The following is a 15,982-nucleotide window of genomic DNA, read 5'->3' on the forward strand; positions in this document are numbered from 1 at the left end:
AGAAGAAATGGGCCTGACCGGCGTCAACCACACGAGCTTCACCGTCTCCGACGTGAAGGTTTCGGCCAAGTGGTACTGTGAAAAGCTCGGCTTCGAGGTCATGTCGGACACCCTCCGGGACCCTCGCTATTGCGAGATGGTGACCGGCGTCCCCGGCGCCCACCTGCACATCATCTACGTGCGGGGGGCCGGCTATCCGATCGAGTTGATCCAGTACATCGGCGGGGCGGGTGTGAAGATCGACACCGCCACCAACAACGTGGGGAGCGCCCACGTCTGCTTCAATGTGGATGATTTGAACGCCATGTACGCTGATTTGAAGAGCAAGGGCGTCCGCTTCATGTCCGCCCCCGTGGGCATCCCCGAGGGGCCGAACAAGGGCGGGCTGGTCGTCTACATGGAAGATCCGGACGGCAACACGCTGGAACTCATCCAGCCTCCCCGCCGCTGAGCCACTCACCAGCGCCCCGCTTTCCCGGCCAGCCCGGAAGGGTATACCCTTCCGCTGGAGGAAGCCGCTCCTTCCCCGCCTATCTGCGCATTTCCTTCCGTTTGAGGGGGAGCCGTGAACCTCCGGCTCGACCAAAACCGCCACTTCGTCCTGGCCGCCGCCGGCGTGCTCCTGGCGGGCCTCCTCATTTCCTTTGTTCTGATCCGCAGCCGGCCCACCCCGGTGGTGACGCGCCCCGAGGCGGAGGGCCGCCTCGTGCGGGGCATGCGCCTCGAACGGAAGGAGAAGGCCCTCTGGGTGACGGGCTACGGCACCGTCCGCCCGAAGACCGAGGTGCAGCTCGTGCCCGAGGTCTCGGGGAGGTTCATCCGGCGCTCGGCGGGCCTCCGGAGCGGGGGCTTCATCCAAAAGGGAGAACTGCTCTTCGAGGTGGACCCCCGGGACTATGAGCTCGCGGTGGCCCAGCGCCAGGCGCAGATTGCCCAGCTCGAGGCGGACATCCAGCGCCTGAACCAGGAGGAGAAGAACAACCGGACGGCCCTCAAGATCGCCGAGCGCCAGCTCAAGCTGGTCGGAACCGAGCTGGAGCGCAACCGGAAGCTGCGGCAGGAAGGGGTGGTTTCCCCCACCCAATTCGAGAACACCCTGCAGGCTTTTCTCCGGCAGGAGCAGCTCGCCCTCCAGTCGCGTACCGCCCTGGACCTCATCCCTCCCCAGCTCGCCCAAAAACGGGCCGCCCTGCGCGTCTCGCAGGCCCAGCTCGAGGAGGCTAGGCTGGCCCTCGAGCGGACAAAGTACCATGCGCCGTTCGACGGGCGGGTGCGCCAGGCCAAGATCGAGGTGGGCGATTATGTCCGGGCGGGGCAGTCCATCGGGGCCATCCACGACATGTCGGTGGTGGAGATCCCGGTCTCGGTCCCCGTGGAGGACGCCCGCTGGGCCTTCCGGCGGACGGAGGGCGTGGTCCAGTTCCCCCGCAGCCGGGAGGAGGTCCAGCAGTTCTTCCCCAGCGCCGAGGTGCTGTGGAACCGCTTCGGCCAGGACTTCCGCTGGGAGGGCCAGGTGACGGTGGTCGAGGCCGGCCTGGATGAGGCCACCCGCGCCGTCACCCTCATCGTGGAGGTCCCCGAGCCGCTCAAGGACTGGGCGCCCGGGCGGCACCCGCCCCTCATCGCCGGGATGTTCGTGCAGGCGCGCATCCGGGGCATCACGGTGCGCGACGTTTTCGTCATCCCGCGGACGGCTCTCCATGCGGACGACGTGGTCCATGTCCTCAATGACGGCCGCCTCGACATCCGCAAGGTGCAGGTGCTGCGGAAGGACGAGAGCGAAGCGGTCGTTCAGAACGGAGTCCGGGAGGGCGAGTGGGTCATCCTCTCGCCCATTCCGGAGCCGGTGCCGGGCCTGAAGCTGCGCCTGGCCGACGGGAACCGGGCCGGGGAGCGGAAACGGTGAGAAGCCTCATCGCGCTCTTCGCCCGGAACCGCGTCATGGCCAACATCCTGATGTGGTTCTTCATCCTCATCGGCCTCCTCGCCCTCCTCAACATCCGCAGCGAGCTCATTCCGCAGTTTTCCCTGGACCGGATCCAGGTGCAGATCATTTGGGAGGGGGCGAGCCCCGAGGAGGTGGAGGAGGGCGTATGCATCAAGGTGGACGAGGCGCTGACGGGCGTCGAGGGGGTGAAGACCATCACCTCGACCGCGTTCGAGGGCCGATGCGCCACGGTGGCGGAGCTCTATTCGTGGGTCCGGGACCGGAGGAAGGCTCTTGACGACGTAAAGAACGCCGTGGACCGCGTCGAGACATTCCCGGAGAGCACCGAGAGGCCCGTCGTCACCGAGATCAAGCGGCTCGACCAGGTGCTGGACCTCGCACTGTACGGCGACGTGCCCGAGGTCGCGCTCAAGCGCGTGGCCGAGGAGGTGAAGGAGGACCTCCTCAACATCCCGGGCATTTCCCAAGTGATCGTGCGGGGGCTCCGGGAGTGGGAGATCTCGATAGAGGTTTCCGAGGCCACCTTGCGGGCGCACAACCTCACCTTCGAGGGCCTGGCCGACATCATCCGGAAGAATGTCCTGGATCTCTCCGGCGGCGACGTCCGCTCGCCCGAGCGCCGCATCCGCATCCGCACCATCGGGAAGCGCTACACGGGACGCGAGTTCGAGGCATTGCCCATCCTCACCCGCCCGAACGGCACCATCCTGCGCCTGGGGGAGATCGCGCGGGTGACGGATGGCTTTGCCGAGAGCGACAAGACCGGTCGCTTCAACGGGAAGCCCGCCGCCCTCATCGTGATCTACAAGACCGATGAGGAGGACGCCCTCGAGATCGCCGCGCTGGCCCGCGAATATGTCCGGACGAAGCGGTCGCAGCTCCCGCCCAGCCTCTCGCTCGACGCGTGGGCCGACACCTCCCGCCTCATCCGGGACCGCATGGACCTCTTGCTGCGGAACGGCCGCCAGGGCCTAGTCCTCATCTTCCTCACCCTGTGGCTCTTCCTGAACATCCGCCTCTCCCTCTGGGTGGCGATGGGCCTTCCCGTGGCCGTGATGGCCGCGCTCGGCTTCATCACCTTCTGGGGCGGCACCCTGAACATGATCACCCTCTTCGCCTTCATCATGGTGATCGGCATGCTGGTGGACGACGCCATCGTGGTGGCGGAGAACATCTACACCCGGATGAAGAGGGGCGAGGACTTCATCACGGCGGCGGTGGAGGGAACCGCCGAGGTGGCCTGGCCCGTCATCGCCACGATCACCACCACCATCATCGCCTTCCTGCCGCTCATGTTCGTGCAGGGCACGCTCGGGAAATTCCTGGCCATCCTGCCGGTCGGGATTATCGCTTCCCTCGTAGCCTCGCTGTTCGAGGCCCTGTTCATCCTCCCGGCCCACCTGGGGCACTGGTTCAAGTTTCCCCGGGAGGGGAGCCGCGGCTTCCGCATTCGCCAGCGGGTGGACGGCTGGGTAGCCTGGGTCGTGGAGAGTTTGTATGCGCCCTCCCTGCGGTTCTGCCTGAAGGCCCGGTACCTGGTGGCGGCGGCCGCCGCCGCGTTGTTCCTGGTGACGGTATCCCTGGTGGCGGGGGGGCACGTGCGCTTCGTCTTCTTTCCCCGGTTCGATTCGGATTGGGTCGAGGCGAAGCTCCTCTTTTCGGAGGGAACGCCTGTCGAGCGGACGGCCGAGGCCGCCCGGCGGATCGAGCGGGTGGCGATGAATCTCAACGCCGAGTTCAAGACGAAGAGCGGGGAGCCACTCGTCAAGCACGTCTTCACCGTTCTGGGGGAGCAGATCGGGCCCAACCTCACCGAGGAAGGCAGCCACGCCGCCCAGGTCATCGTGGAGATGCTCCCCTCCGAGCTGCGCGGGATCGGCAGCACCGAGATCGTCAACGGGTGGCGGGAGCGGACGGGCGAGATCCCCGACACCGTCAGCCTGATATTCCAGGCGTCGGGGGCCCAGCCGCCGGGAGGAAAGCCGCTGGAGATCCAGTTCGCGGGGGGCGACCTGGACATCCTCCGCCGGGTTTCGGATGAGCTGAAGGCCGAGTTGAGGAAATACCCGGGCGTATACGACATCGAGGACGACTTCCGCCCGGGAAAATCCGAGCTCCGCGTCACCCCGACCCAGCAGGGGCGGCTGCTGGGGGTGAGCCTGCAGGATCTGGCGAACCAGCTCCGGGCGCGGTTCTTCGGGCTGGAGGCGCTCCGCCTTCAGCGCGGCCGGGAGGACGTGAAGGTGAAGCTCCGCTACCCCTTGGGAGAGCGCCAGAGCCTGGGGGATGTGGAGAACGCGCGCATCCGCACCCCCTCCGGGGCGGAGATCCCTTTCTCCGAGGTGGCCCGGGTGGACGTGGAGCGGGGCCTCGCGCAGATCAAGCGCGTGGACCGGCGCCGGGCGGTGACTGTCTCCGCCGAGGTGGACGACGCCCGCGCCAACGCAACGGAGATCATGAACGATCTTCGGGCGAAGTTTTTCCCTCCCCTCCAGGGGCGTCACCCGGGCGTGCGCGTCCGCTTTGAGGGCCAGACAAAGGAGTCGAGAGAGTCCCTCGCGAGCCTGCAACTGGGTTTCCTGGTCGCCTTGGCGAGCATTTTTGTGAACTTGGCTATCATGTTCCGCAGCTATTTTCAGCCCCTGGTGGTGATGAGCGCCATCCCCTTCGGCATCGTGGGCGCCATCTGGGGGCACATCGTCATGGGGCTGGACATTTCCATGATGAGCCTGATGGGGATCGTGGCCCTCGCGGGGGTGGTGGTGAACGACTCCCTCGTGCTGCTCGACTTCGTGAACCGCAACATCGCCTCCGGAATGCCCGTCGAGGAGGCGCTTCACCACGGGGGAGTATCCCGCTGGCGGGCCATCCTGATGACCACCCTTACCACCGTGGCCGGCCTGGCTCCCATGCTGGCGGAGAAGAGCTTCCAGGCCCAGTTCCTCATCCCGATGGCGGTGAGCCTCAGCTTCGGGCTCCTGTTCTCCACGGCCATCACCCTGATCCTCGTGCCGGTCATCGTCCTGATCGGAAACGACGCGACCCGCCTCTTCTGGCGCGGGTGGCTGGGCCGCTGGCCGAGCCGGGAGGAGGTGGACGTGCACTCGCCGGAGGCGCTCCGGCCATCCGCCTAGCTCCGGCGCCTTGACGGCCCCCGGCGTCGGCATTGTAATAGGCCCCTCATCCGGCGGATTTACGCCACAACGGGTTCCGGCCATTGACAGGGAGAAGCCGGTTCATGTCCACGACGAACGGCATCCGCTACGGCGCCGACGTGAAGAAAAGGATGGAGGCGGTCATCCTGACCGCGCCCATGAAGTTCGAGATCGGCGAGGTCGAGACCCCGGCCCCGGGACACGGCGAGGTCCTCGTCCGGGTGGAGAGCACCACCATCTGCGGGACCGACATCGAGATCATCAAGGGAAACCACGCCCCCCGCTGGCCGCCCAGGTACCCGGCCATCCTGGGGCACGAGTGGGCGGGGAAGGTCGTGGCCATGGGTCCGGGCACCGAGGGCTTCGGCCTCGAGATGGGCGACCACGTGGCCGGCACGAGCCACGCCGGCTGCGGTGCCTGCCGCATGTGCCTCACCGGCCGCTACAACCTTTGCCTGAACTACGGCAAGGCCGTGACCGGCCACCGGCAGTACGGCCACATCACCCAGGGGTCCTACGCCGAGTACGTCGTCAACAACATGCGGGCCCTCCACAAGATGCCCAAGGAGATGCCCTTCGACGTGGGCTCCTGCGTGGACCCGGCCGGCTGCGGCCTCTGGACGGCCAAGCGGGCCGGCATTAACCCGGGGGACACCGTGGTGATCCTGGGCTCGGGGCCCATCGGGGTCTTCGCCTTCGAGTCGGCCCGCGCCCTGGGCGCCGGGCGGGTGATCGTGGTGGGGGGAGGCAAGCGCCTCGAGATCATCGCCGCCCAAGGCGCCGAGACGGTGGACTACCGCAAGGGCGGGGTGCCGGAGAAGATCAAGGCCCTGACGTCCGGCCGGATGGCCAACGTCGTGCTCGAGACCGCCGGGACCACCGACAGCTTCAAGTGGACGGTGGACTGCGGCGGCAAGGGCGCCCGCATCGGCATCACCGGCATCCCGGACAACATCCCCGACCTGGCCTGGAAGCGGGTGGTCCTCGAGGAGATGGACATCTTCGGGGTGCGCGCCAACCCCAACTGCGGGGACGAGGTGGTGGCCCTCATCCAGGCCGGGCGCATCAGGGTCCAGCCCTATATCACCCACCGCTTCCCCCTGCGGCAGTACAAGGAGGCCTTCGAGGCCTTCGCGGCGCGCAAGGACGGGGCCCTGCTGGTCAATCTGACGCCCGGCGCATGAACGGGGAACCCGATGGCGGACGAGCGGAAGTACGGCGCGCGGATGATCGCGGAGGCGAGGCTTGAGGCGGTGCCCAACCCCTCGCGGGAGCGGGACTATCTCATCGACTTCACCATCCCCGAGTTCACCTGCCTCTGCCCCATCAGCAACTTTCCGGACTTCGCCATCATCCGCATCCAGTACGTGCCGGGCGAGACCATCGTGGAGCTCAAGTCCCTCAAGCTCTACATCAACCGCTTCCGCGACCAGGAGATCTTCCACGAGCAGGCGGTGAACCGGATTCTGAACGACCTCGTCGCGGCCTGCTCGCCCAAGTGGGCCTGGGTGGAGGGCGACTTCAACGTCCGCGGCAACATCAAGACCAAGATTCGCGCCGTCCACGGCACCCGCCCTCCGGGCGTGCCTGACTGAGGGTCCAAGGTGGAGCGCTTCCGGGAGGAACTTCGGGCGGCGGCCGCCCCGGTCTGGGAGGCCATCCACCGGCACCCCTTCGTCCGGGAGGTGGGCGGGGGCGCCATCTCACCCGAGCGCTTCGGCTACTTCATCTGCCAGGACTATCTCTACCTCCAGGACTTCGCCCGGGCCCTCCAATTGACTGGCGCGAAGGCGGCCGCCCAGGACGACCTCGAAACCTTCGCCGAGCACGCCGCCAATTGCGTCCGGGTGGAACGGGCCCTGCACGCGGGGCTGGCCGCCCGGGCTGGGGTGAGCGAACGGCTGGGGGTGGACCCTCCCGGGCCCGCCACCCTGGCCTACACCCGCCACCTCCTGGCCACGTGCCGGGCGGGAAGCTTGGCCGTGGGCCTGGCCGCCCTGCTCCCTTGCTACTGGATCTACCGGGAGGTCGGGCTGCGCCTGGCCAGGAGCCTCCCGGCCGACCCTCTCTGCGCCGAGTGGATCTCCGTCTACGCCGGCGATGTCTATGGAGGGCTGGTCGAGGCCCAGCTCGCCCTGGCGGACCGACTGGGCCCTTCCCTGGGAAGCCTGGAGCGCGCCCGGGCGCGCGAGGCCTTCCTCCTCTCCAGCCGCTACGAGTGGATGTTCTGGGAGCAGGCCTACCGCCTGGAGAAATGGCCGCTCTAGGACGGGAGGTCCAAATACTTTGATCGTCCCATAAATGCCTTCTCCCTCCCCCTCCGGGGGAGGGGGAAAGAGCCGGGCAGGATGTCTCGCTTCATGGACCTCTGCCTCGCGCCCACCCGCCTTGACTTCATCTCCAGTTCCCGGCCAGGAGGGCCGGCTTTCTTGACCCCCGGGCGCGGGGGCCGCAGAATGGCGGTCCTGTTTTCCCGATAACGGCCGTCGGCGCCCCGTCCGTTCGGCCGGGCGGCGCCGATTCTCAATCCGGAGGCGGCGATGAACGACTATAAGGTGGCGGGGAAGGGCCTGGCGAGGATTGACACGCCCGACAAGGCGGCCGGCACGGCCTGCTTCGGGGCCGACGTGCCGGCGGTCCGGCCCCTGGCGGGCCGGGTCCTCGGGACCCCGCACGCTTTCGCGCGCGTCCTCTCGGTGGACGCCTCCCGGGCGAGGAAAATCCCCGGGGTGCGCTACGTGCTCACGCGCGACGAGTGCCCGGACATCCGCTTCGGCGGGGACATCAAGGATCAGAGCTGGCTCGGCAAGGACGGCTACGTGCGCTACGTGGGCGATCCCGTCGCCGCCGTGGCGGCCGAGACGCCCGAGGCGGCCCAGGCGGCGATAGACGCCATCCGGGTGCGCTACGAGCCCCTCGCCCCCGTCGTCGACCCCATCGCCAGCCGGGAGGGGAGGACCCTCCTCGTCCACGAGGACTGGAAAGAGCTCAAGGGCCTGGGGCCCCAGGCCGAGGGCAACGTTCTCGGCCGTTTCGAGAAGACGCTCGGCGATCCCGGCGCCGCCTTCGCCCAGGCCGACGTGGTGCTCGAGCACACGTTCCGGACCCCTCACGTGCACGCGGGCTACATCGAGCCCCACGCCTGCACGGCCGAGGCCGGGGCCGACGGGAAAGTGACCGTCTGGACCACCACCCAGGACGCCTGGGCCATCCGCGCCGACGTGGCCGAGGCGCTGGGCCTCCCGGCGACCAAGGTGCGGGTCATCCCCACCGAGATCGGCGGGGGCTTCGGCTCCAAGCTCAAGAGCATCTACGAGCACATCGCCGCCCTCCTGGCGCTGAGGACCGGCCGGGCCGTGCGCATGGAGATGTCCCGCGAGGAGGACCACCGGGCGGTCAACCCGCGCCATCCCCACGTTTTCACCATCAAGACCGGAGTGAAACGGGACGGCACCCTGGTCGCCCGCGAGATGGACGTCACCATGGATCACGGCGCCTACGGGCGCGGCGCCCCCTTCCAGTGCAGCAGCAAGATGGTCATGGCCTCCGCCCTCTACCGCGTCTCGGGCGTCCGGGTGAAGGCTTGCACGGTCTACTCCAACGCCCCGGTGGCAGGCCCCGTCCGCGCCCCCAGCGGGCCGCAGTACCACTTCGCGACCGAGGTCCACACCGACATCGTCGCCCGCGAGCTGGGCATGGATCCCCTCGAGTTCCGCCGCAAGAACGCCCTTCGGCCGGGCGACAAGACCCTGGCTGGCGTGACCCGCGACGACGCCATGGCGAAGGTGATGGAGCGGGCCGCGGCCGAGGTGCGCTGGGGCCAGCCCGTCCCCCGCCGCCCGGACCTCCCGGAGGAGGAAGGCTGGCGGTACGGCCGGGGCATCGCCTGCGGCTTCTGGCACGGCCCGGGCGAGGCCTCGAGCTGCTCCCTCCGGCTGAATCCAGACGGCACGGTCCAGATGATGTCGGGCACGGTGAACCTGACCGGGGCCAGCACCTCCCTCTGCCAGCTCGTGGCCGAGGAGCTGGGCCTGGGGCTCGACCACGTCCGCTACGCCGTGGGGGACACCGACACCGTCCCGCAGTCCACCGCCGCCTCGGGCAGCAAGGCGACGCGCTCGGTGGCGGGGGCCGCGATGAAGGCGGTGAAGGACCTCCGCAAGAAGATCCTGGAGGTGGCGGGGGCCAAGCTGGAGGCCGCGCCGGGGGACCTGCTCATCGAGGAGGGGAAGGTGAAGGTGGCCTCCGCGCGGGACCGCTTCCTCACCCTCGCTCAGGTGGCCAAGGCCGCGCCCGAGGTGACCGGCTACCTCATCGGAGACGGGGCGAGCCCCCGGCCCCCGGCCTGCCCCATCTACACCGCGCAGGCGGCCGAGGTGGCGGTGCACCCGGAGCTCGGCGAGGTGCGGGTGCTGCGCCTCGTGGGCGTCCAGGACGTGGGCTTCGCCATCAACCCCCTCTCGGTCGAGGGTCAGATCGAGGGGGCGATGGTCCAGGGAATGGGCCTAGCCCTCATGGAGGAGCAGTTCCGCCACCCGAACGGGCGGCTCAGCGGAGAAACCCTGCACGAGTACCTCCTCCCGACCAGCATGGACATGCCGGAACTGAAGGTCATCCTCTACGACAACCCGGCCGAGGGGACCCCCTTCGGAATGCGCGGGGTGGGGGAGCCCCCCATCGTGGCCACCGCCGCCGCCATCGTGAACGCGATCCAGGACGCGGTGGGCGTGCCCTTCTTTTCCATTCCGGTCGGCCCCCATCATCTGCGGAAAGCCCTCGCTGCCGTGGGCAACGGCGCTTAAGCGGTTCGCGTTCATGTAAAAGTAAAAAAAGGAGAGGCGGGAGCATGGCGGTGAACGAGAAGACGGGCCTCACGCCGGAGATGGGCGTGAGCGAGGAGATGATGGTCTGCCCGGTGCCCCGGGTGCCCTTCGTTTCTCCGGACAACATCCCGGAGGACATCCGGGAGGAGCTCATGCCCAGCTACAACTGGGCGGTGGAGATGTGGGGCACGGTGCCGCGCTACCTCCAGATGCTGGGGCACGCCCCGGTCCTGGTCGAGGCCTGGATGCTGCTCGATCAGAAGCTCCGCACCAACCGGCTCAAGACCGCCCCGGACTACATCCTCATCATGGAGCTCGTCATCGTGAAGACGGCGCTCCACACCCAATGCAACAACTGAGTGGGGCACAACGTGGAGCTCGGTCGAGCTCTGGGCCTCACGGCGGAGCAGATTGACCTCCTCGACGGGGATCGGTGGGAGGGGAGCCCCCTCTTCTCCGGCAAGGAGAAAGCGGCCATCCGCTGGGCGGACGAGGTGACGAACCTGAGGGCCAAGCGGAACGACTTCGCCTTCGAGGAGATGAAGAAGCACTTCACCACGCGCCAGATCGTGGAGCTCACCTTCGTGTGCGGCATGTGGAACCTCTCCGGCCGGGTGGCCGAGGCCCTCCGCCTCGTGGTCGAGCCGCCCGGGGGGCGCATCGCGTTCCAAGAAAAGGACATGCGCTAGGGACGGAGGGGGTGCGGTGGCCTTGCGGCCGCAAGGGAGAAAGCCCGGCGGCGGACGGGAATCTAGGGTGTCTTGGGCTTTCCCGGAAGAACCCAGACGAGGGGCAAAATCCCCCCGAGAATGATCATCATGAACCAAAAGGTGTCGTTGTAGGCGAGCATGGCGGCCTGCTGGTTCACCACGTGGTCCACGATGGCATACGCCTTGGTGTGGGCCGTCGCAGGATCCATCCGCTGGCCGGCGAGAATGTCCATCAAACTTCCGTGGTACTCCACGAAGGCCCCGTTGAACTCGTTTACGTAGCCGACCAGCCCCACCCGGTGCGTGGCGCTCCGGCGCTCGACCAGGGTGGCCAGAAGGGCGAAGCCCATGTTCCCGCCGATGACCCGGCCCAAGTCGTAGAGGCTGGCCGCGGCGGTCGTCTCCGCCGGGAGAACGCCCCGAATCGCAATGGTTGTGTTCGTCACGAAGACGCAGGGCATCCCGATCCCCATGACGATGAGCGGCTGGACCATGTTCCAGAACCCCGCGTCCAGGGAGAGCTGGGACAGCCCGTAGAAGGAGTAGAGAATGCAAGACATGCCGAAGGTCATGGTAAGGCGCGGGTCCACCACGTTGAACAGCCGGCCCACCAGCGGCATCATGAGGAAAAGCGCTATCCCGCGCGGCAGGAGAACGATGCCGGAGTCGTAGGCGGTGTAGCGGAGAAGGGCCTGAAGGAACTGGGGCAGGATGAAGGTGGAGCCGAACAGCGCCAGGGCGAAGAGCAGGATAATGGCCGAGCCCACGCTCAATTGAAGGTGGCGCAGGAGGCGGAAGTTCACGATGGGTTCCGCGGCCTTAAGCTCCCACACGACCAGCAATACACCCGCCGCCGCCGTGGCCGCGGTCCAGCCCACGATGAAGCTGGATTCGAACCAGTTGTTCTCCTGGCCCCGCTCCAGAATGATCTGGAGGCCGATCATGCTCACCAAGAGGAAGAGTATCCCGCCCCAGTCCACCCCCTTGATGCCCCGCTTCAAGTAGGAAGGGTCCTGCACATACAGGTGCACGAGCAGCATCCCCGCCAGGCAGAAGGGGATGTTGATGTAGAAAATCCACGGCCAGCCGTACCGTTCCGTGAGCCAGCCTCCCACCACGGGCCCCATCGCGGGGGCCAGCACCACGCCCATCCCGAAAATGGCCATGGCCATGCCTTGCAAGCGGGGCGGATAGCTCTCCCGGAGGATGGCTTGGGAGATCGGAATCAGAGGCCCTCCGCCCAAGCCCTGGATCGCGCGGTAGAAGATCATCTCGCCGAATGAGGTGGATGTCCCCGCCAGGATGGAACCCAGGCTGAACAGCACGTAGGAGAGAAGGTAGAAGCGCTTCCGCCCCAAGAGGGTGCTCCACCAGCTGGTCATGCAGATCATGATGAGCTGGGCGATGCTGTAGCTGGTTGCCACCCAGGTGATGGAGGAGATGTCCGCCCCGAACGCCCCCTGCATGTGCGGGAGGGCGACGTTCACCACGCTGACGTCCATCACGGAGATGAACTGGCCGAAGAGGACGGCCAGGGTGATCATGGATCGGGAGGCCGTCCTGGATGCGGGGGCCGCCGGCTGCGGGCTCGTCTCCAACGGCGCGCCCGCCATCAACCGGCGGTATTCTTCTGGGCCCGCCCGGGATCGGAGAACGCATGGGGGCGGCGCGAGTACCGGATGTCCAGCCCGGCCTGGCCCCTCAAGTCCCCGGAGGATGAGAAGAGAGGGGAGAGAATGAAAAGACTCATCTGCCAGTCATTCTTATGCGAAGGGGCGGTTCACCGGAACGGTTCAGCAGCATCAGCCATGGCCTTTTCCCGCTGATTTTAGCACCATCGGGCGAATTTCCCCATGCCCATGGGGGGCCCAAACCGGACCGCAGCCCGGCGCTTTCCCCAAGCCCAGGCTCATTCGGGCCGATTGGCTCCGCCGCGGGCCTGGTTCCGCTTCCATGGCTCCGCAAAACCTGGCAAAAGAGGGGAGGCCGCTTTGGTTGCGCCTTTTCCCCCGCTTGGATAAGGTTCCTGGCGCCCATCGGAAATTCGATGGCGGGCCGGCCCGCTTGAATCATCCCTCAGAAGGACGCACGATGGACGAGCGCCCCCTCCGGTCCCTCGGCAAGAGCTATCCGCGCGAAGTCGGACCCGACATGGTCGCGGGCCTCACCCAGTTCGTGGAGGACATCCGGCGGCTGAGCGGGGATTTCATCGGAATACACTTAGGAGACGCGGAATGGCGGTGACGGGAACCTATCATCACGTCCACATCCTCAGCCGCGACCCGGACGCCTCGGCGGCCTGGTACGCCAGGGTGCTGGGCGGCGAGGTCGGGCAGCGCTCGGAATTCAAGGGCGGCATCAACGTGCAGATGAAGCTGGGCGAGTCCAGCTTCTTCATCCGGGGGCTGCGCCCCGGGGAGAGCGCCGAGACCCGGGGCGAGGGCCAGACCTTCGGGATCCATCACCTCGGCGTGTGGGTGGACGACATCGAGGAGACGGTCAAGCAGTTCCTCCAGGCGGGCGGGGAGCTCCTCGACCCTGTCTCCACGGGCATGACGGGCAACCTCGTCGCCTTCGTCAAGGGGCCGGACGGGGTCGTCTTCGAGTTCCTCCAGCCGCCGAGGGGGTAGCCCATGGCCGGGCGCGTCCACCTCTTCGTGACCCTGAAGCCCAGGCCCGGCCGGGAGGGCGGCCTCGACGCCCTCCTGCGCGGCATGTGCGGCCCCTCGCGCGCCGAGGCGGGCTGCCTGCGCTACGACCTCTTCGCCCCCGCCGAGGGGGGCGGCGCGCGCCACCTCATCGAGTGCTGGCGCGACCAGGCCGCGCTCGACGCCCACCGCGAGGAGCTCCACTACAAGGACTTCCGCTCCCGGGTCGGCGATCTGGTCGAAGGCGCGCCGGCCGTCCTCTTCCTCCGGGAGGTGGACGCCGCCTCCTGAGGGGCCTTCGTTCCGCTCCTTGCCTCTATCGGCGCGAAGGGCTCCGGCCTCGGCCGGGGCCCTTCGGTTTTTTCGTGGAGAGAAGGGCTACGCCCGGGTCCAGCGCTTGGCCTCGAAGAGGCCGCGCAGGTAGATGGCCTGCCCGGCGTGCTGGGTGTTGTCCGCGACGATGCTCACGAGGCGCACCCCCACCGTGGGCATCGGGTCGTACTGGGGCTCGTCGAGGACGTGGTCGAGGTCGGCCGGCCGGACCCTGGCCAGGTAGGCCTTGCTCCGCGCGAAGACGGCGTCCTGGTAGGCCAGCAGGAGGTCCGGGGAGTCCACCTTGAAGGCCGCCACCTCCTCGAAGGTGTGGCCCTGGCCCGTCTCCTCGTCGTTGGGCTTCATCCCGAAGCGGGCGTGCCAGCCCCCGCTCGTCCACAGCTCGGGCTGGCCGGCCAGGTCCGACATGTGGTCGTCCTGCACCCGGGTGAGGTGCCAGGCGAGCCAAGCCATGGAGTTGGCGTGGGGCGCGGGCATGCGGCAGAGCATCTCGGCCGGGGCGCCCTCGAGCGCGCGGTGCAGGATGGCGTTGATGCGGCTCAAGGCATCGGCGAGGAGCGCGGCGCCTTCCATGACGGTCCTCCTGTAAGGTGAAAGATGAGCCGGCGCGGCGGGCTCCACTATAGGGCAGGGGGGAGCCTCCGGGCGAGCGCCCGGGGGATTCTCAGCCCACCGGCTTGAGCGTCACCAGCACGGCCCCCGCCACGATGAGCAATGCGCCCGACGGCACCCGCCAGGTGATGAACTCGGCCCGGCGCAGCAGGATGAGCGCGAGGATGACCGTGAAGATCGGGGAGACCTGGACCAGGGGCACCACCCGGTAGATCTCCCCCCGCTGGAGCGCGATGGCGAAGAAGATGTGCGCCGCCCCGGCCACCGCGCCGCAGAGCAGGAAGGGCGGCAGCGCCCGGCGGATGTCCCCCGCGGCCCTCCCGCGGCGGTTGAGGAAGGCGAAGGCCGCCACGACCGGGAAGGCAGTCCCCAGGGCCACCACCACGGCCGCGAGCGGGTTCGGGAAGCCCGGCAGGCCCTTCCGCCAGCAGATGGCGCCCGCGGCCCCCGCCAGGGCCGCCAGGACGGGCCAGAGGGCGTCCGCCCGCCGCCACCGGCCCTCCGTCCGCCCCGAGGAGACGAGCGCCACCCCGGCCACCACCAGCAGCACCCCCGCCAGGTGGAACCACGCGGGGCGCTCCCCGAGGAAGACAATGGCCAGGGCCGCCGCGAAGAGGGGCGACACCCCCTTGATGGAGGCGGCGCGCGAGACGCCTATCTTGGAGATGCCGATCATGAAGAAGATCGAGAAGAGGGCCGGCTGCCCCACCCCTCCCGCCATCACCCAGAGGTAGTCCGGGCCCAGCGGGGGGAAGTCGAAGCCCAGGACGGGCGCCAGGACGAAGAAGAAGCCGAGCTGCGCGCCCTGGGAGAGCACCGAGCCGATGAAGGCGTGGGTGTGCTGGAGCCCGGCGCGGATGAGCAGATCCGCCACGGCGAAGGAGACCGCCGTCGCCAGGGCGCAGAGGACGACGATGTCCACCAAATCCTCCCCCGCCCAGCGCCCGCCGGGTGAGCCACAAGAATAAGCCCGGGCGCGAGGCCCGGGCCATCAAGAGTCCGTGGTGGAGGCGAGGGGGCTCGAACCCCTGACCTCGTGGGTGCGATCCACGCGCTCTCCCAGCTGAGCTACGCCCCCACAGAAGCCCTGTGAAGGTAGGGCAAGGGCCTTGAGGTGTCAAGGTGAGTGTTAGACAAAAACCTAGTGGTCCTGGCCGTGCAGATGGGGCGGAACCTATGCCGTCAAGAAGCGCGGGGGAGATCGAGGTTCTTGAGGTTCCGCGAGGAGAGCCAGCGCATGCCCAGGCCGATGGCGTAGCGGTCGGCCTCGTCGCGGGTCAGGAAGACGCGCTCCCGGGGCCCGAAGAGCTTCTGCTCGCGCACGGCCGTGCCCGCGACGCGGCCCACGCGTGCCTCGGCGGCCCAGCCGCCGGTGGTGAGGGGATAGGAGGCCGCCTCGATGAAGACCTCGGGCGTGAGCCAGACCTTCTTCTTCTGCATGAGACACCGGCGAGGCGGAGGCGGCGCGGATAATATGGGGAGGGCCGGAGGAGGGCCCCCTAGGCCATCCTCCGGCCCTCGGCCCGCCGCAGAGTCCGCCCGTGTCCCCCGCGACGGGAATCCCGTTTTCAGGGAGGGCCGGAGGGCAGCCCCCTAGGCCACCATCCGGCCCTCGGCCCACCGCAGAGTCCGCCCGTGTCCCCCGCGATGGGAATTCCGTTTTCAGGGAGGACCGGGAGCCGGCCCCCTAGGCCTTCTCCCGGTCCTCGAACCTGTCGCAGAGTCCGCCCGTGTCCCCGGCGACAGGTGTTCA

Annotated in this window: 16 protein-coding genes and 1 tRNA gene; 12 read left to right on the plus strand and 5 right to left on the minus strand. The window is 68.2% G+C overall.

The features are described 5' to 3' along the window. The first annotated feature begins 7 nt into the window (after positions 1-7). The 9 genes from HYZ11_08010 to HYZ11_08050 all read left to right on the plus strand — a co-directional run bounded on the left by HYZ11_08010 (position 8) and on the right by HYZ11_08050 (position 10,615). The gene (locus HYZ11_08010) at positions 8-451 is read left to right on the plus strand and encodes a VOC family protein (GenBank protein MBI3127531.1); all 444 of its coding nucleotides are present in this window, start codon (positions 8-10) and stop codon (positions 449-451) included. 114 nt (positions 452-565) lie between these two features. After that, positions 566-1,906, plus strand: coding sequence for an efflux RND transporter periplasmic adaptor subunit (locus HYZ11_08015; protein ID MBI3127532.1), 1,341 nt, complete (start codon positions 566-568; stop codon positions 1,904-1,906). After that, positions 1,903-5,082 carry an efflux RND transporter permease subunit gene (locus HYZ11_08020; protein ID MBI3127533.1) on the plus strand — a complete coding sequence of 1,060 codons (3,180 nt, stop codon included), beginning with the start codon at positions 1,903-1,905 and terminating at the stop codon, positions 5,080-5,082. The genes HYZ11_08015 and HYZ11_08020 overlap by 4 nt, the downstream gene beginning before the upstream one ends. Before the next feature lie 104 nt (positions 5,083-5,186). After that, positions 5,187-6,287: an alcohol dehydrogenase catalytic domain-containing protein gene (locus tag HYZ11_08025; GenBank protein ID MBI3127534.1), complete on the plus strand. Its 1,101-nt coding sequence runs from the start codon at positions 5,187-5,189 to the stop codon at positions 6,285-6,287. 12 nt (positions 6,288-6,299) lie between these two features. Further along, positions 6,300-6,698: an NADPH-dependent 7-cyano-7-deazaguanine reductase QueF gene (queF, locus tag HYZ11_08030; GenBank protein MBI3127535.1), complete on the plus strand. Its 399-nt coding sequence runs from the start codon at positions 6,300-6,302 to the stop codon at positions 6,696-6,698. Between the two features lie 9 nt (positions 6,699-6,707). Continuing rightward, positions 6,708-7,370, plus strand: a complete 663-nt coding sequence (tenA, locus tag HYZ11_08035) for a thiaminase II (GenBank protein ID MBI3127536.1) — start codon at positions 6,708-6,710, stop codon at positions 7,368-7,370. A gap of 273 nt (positions 7,371-7,643) precedes the next feature. Continuing rightward, complete coding sequence (locus HYZ11_08040; GenBank protein ID MBI3127537.1) at positions 7,644-9,905, plus strand: xanthine dehydrogenase family protein; 2,262 nt, start codon at positions 7,644-7,646, stop codon at positions 9,903-9,905. Positions 9,906-9,949: 44 nt separating this feature from the next. Further along, a complete protein-coding gene (locus HYZ11_08045; GenBank protein ID MBI3127538.1) occupies positions 9,950-10,285 on the plus strand; it encodes a hypothetical protein in 336 nt (111 codons plus the stop codon). Positions 10,286-10,297: 12 nt separating this feature from the next. Continuing rightward, positions 10,298-10,615 (plus strand): carboxymuconolactone decarboxylase family protein, encoded by a 318-nt coding sequence (locus HYZ11_08050; GenBank protein ID MBI3127539.1) that lies wholly within the window; start codon positions 10,298-10,300, stop codon positions 10,613-10,615. Between the two features lie 62 nt (positions 10,616-10,677). On the opposite strand, the gene HYZ11_08055 is transcribed toward HYZ11_08050, so the two are convergent. Then, complete coding sequence (locus tag HYZ11_08055; protein ID MBI3127540.1) at positions 10,678-12,249, minus strand: DHA2 family efflux MFS transporter permease subunit; 1,572 nt, start codon at positions 12,247-12,249, stop codon at positions 10,678-10,680. Between the two features lie 478 nt (positions 12,250-12,727). Here HYZ11_08055 and HYZ11_08060 point away from each other — a divergent pair, with 478 nt between their 5' ends. The 3 genes from HYZ11_08060 to HYZ11_08070 are packed head-to-tail and all read left to right on the plus strand — an operon-like array spanning position 12,728 to position 13,575. Beyond that, a complete protein-coding gene (locus HYZ11_08060; GenBank protein ID MBI3127541.1) occupies positions 12,728-12,880 on the plus strand; it encodes a hypothetical protein in 153 nt (50 codons plus the stop codon). Then, positions 12,871-13,266 (plus strand): VOC family protein, encoded by a 396-nt coding sequence (locus tag HYZ11_08065; protein MBI3127542.1) that lies wholly within the window; start codon positions 12,871-12,873, stop codon positions 13,264-13,266. The genes HYZ11_08060 and HYZ11_08065 overlap by 10 nt, the downstream gene beginning before the upstream one ends. Positions 13,267-13,269: 3 nt before the next feature. Continuing rightward, complete coding sequence (locus HYZ11_08070) at positions 13,270-13,575, plus strand: antibiotic biosynthesis monooxygenase (protein MBI3127543.1); 306 nt, start codon at positions 13,270-13,272, stop codon at positions 13,573-13,575. 87 nt (positions 13,576-13,662) lie between these two features. Here HYZ11_08070 and HYZ11_08075 read toward each other — a convergent pair whose 3' ends face one another. The 4 genes from HYZ11_08075 to HYZ11_08090 all read right to left on the minus strand — a co-directional run bounded on the left by HYZ11_08075 (position 13,663) and on the right by HYZ11_08090 (position 15,669). After that, positions 13,663-14,190, minus strand: coding sequence for a DUF664 domain-containing protein (locus HYZ11_08075; protein MBI3127544.1), 528 nt, complete (start codon positions 14,188-14,190; stop codon positions 13,663-13,665). A gap of 91 nt (positions 14,191-14,281) precedes the next feature. Continuing rightward, on the minus strand, positions 14,282-15,151 hold the full coding sequence (locus tag HYZ11_08080) for a DMT family transporter (protein ID MBI3127545.1): 870 nt from the start codon (positions 15,149-15,151) through the stop codon (positions 14,282-14,284). An 80-nt stretch (positions 15,152-15,231) separates the two neighbouring features. Next, a tRNA-Ala gene (locus HYZ11_08085) sits at positions 15,232-15,307 on the minus strand. 104 nt (positions 15,308-15,411) lie between these two features. Next, positions 15,412-15,669: a hypothetical protein gene (locus HYZ11_08090; protein MBI3127546.1), complete on the minus strand. Its 258-nt coding sequence runs from the start codon at positions 15,667-15,669 to the stop codon at positions 15,412-15,414. Between the last annotated feature and the right edge of the window lie 313 nt (positions 15,670-15,982).

It is taken from the genome of Candidatus Tectomicrobia bacterium, from assembly GCA_016192135.1.
GTDB lineage: Bacteria > UBA8248 > UBA8248 > UBA8248 > UBA8248 > 2-12-FULL-69-37.

Bases quoted from the DNA above. Each gene is read 5' to 3' on its own strand.
- HYZ11_08010 (MBI3127531.1), top strand. From the start codon at position 8: ATGGGCCTGACCGGCGTCAACCACACGAGCTTCACCGTCTCCGACGTG.
- HYZ11_08025 (MBI3127534.1), top strand. From the start codon at position 5,187: ATGTCCACGACGAACGGCATCCGCTACGGCGCCGACGTGAAGAAAAGG.
- queF (MBI3127535.1), top strand. From the start codon at position 6,300: ATGGCGGACGAGCGGAAGTACGGCGCGCGGATGATCGCGGAGGCGAGG.
- HYZ11_08040 (MBI3127537.1), top strand. From the start codon at position 7,644: ATGAACGACTATAAGGTGGCGGGGAAGGGCCTGGCGAGGATTGACACG.
- HYZ11_08045 (MBI3127538.1), top strand. From the start codon at position 9,950: ATGGCGGTGAACGAGAAGACGGGCCTCACGCCGGAGATGGGCGTGAGC.
- HYZ11_08055 (MBI3127540.1), bottom strand. From the start codon at position 12,249: ATGGCGGGCGCGCCGTTGGAGACGAGCCCGCAGCCGGCGGCCCCCGCA.
- HYZ11_08060 (MBI3127541.1), top strand. From the start codon at position 12,728: ATGGACGAGCGCCCCCTCCGGTCCCTCGGCAAGAGCTATCCGCGCGAA.
- HYZ11_08065 (MBI3127542.1), top strand. From the start codon at position 12,871: ATGGCGGTGACGGGAACCTATCATCACGTCCACATCCTCAGCCGCGAC.
- HYZ11_08070 (MBI3127543.1), top strand. From the start codon at position 13,270: ATGGCCGGGCGCGTCCACCTCTTCGTGACCCTGAAGCCCAGGCCCGGC.
- HYZ11_08075 (MBI3127544.1), bottom strand. From the start codon at position 14,190: ATGGAAGGCGCCGCGCTCCTCGCCGATGCCTTGAGCCGCATCAACGCC.
- HYZ11_08090 (MBI3127546.1), bottom strand. From the start codon at position 15,669: ATGCAGAAGAAGAAGGTCTGGCTCACGCCCGAGGTCTTCATCGAGGCG.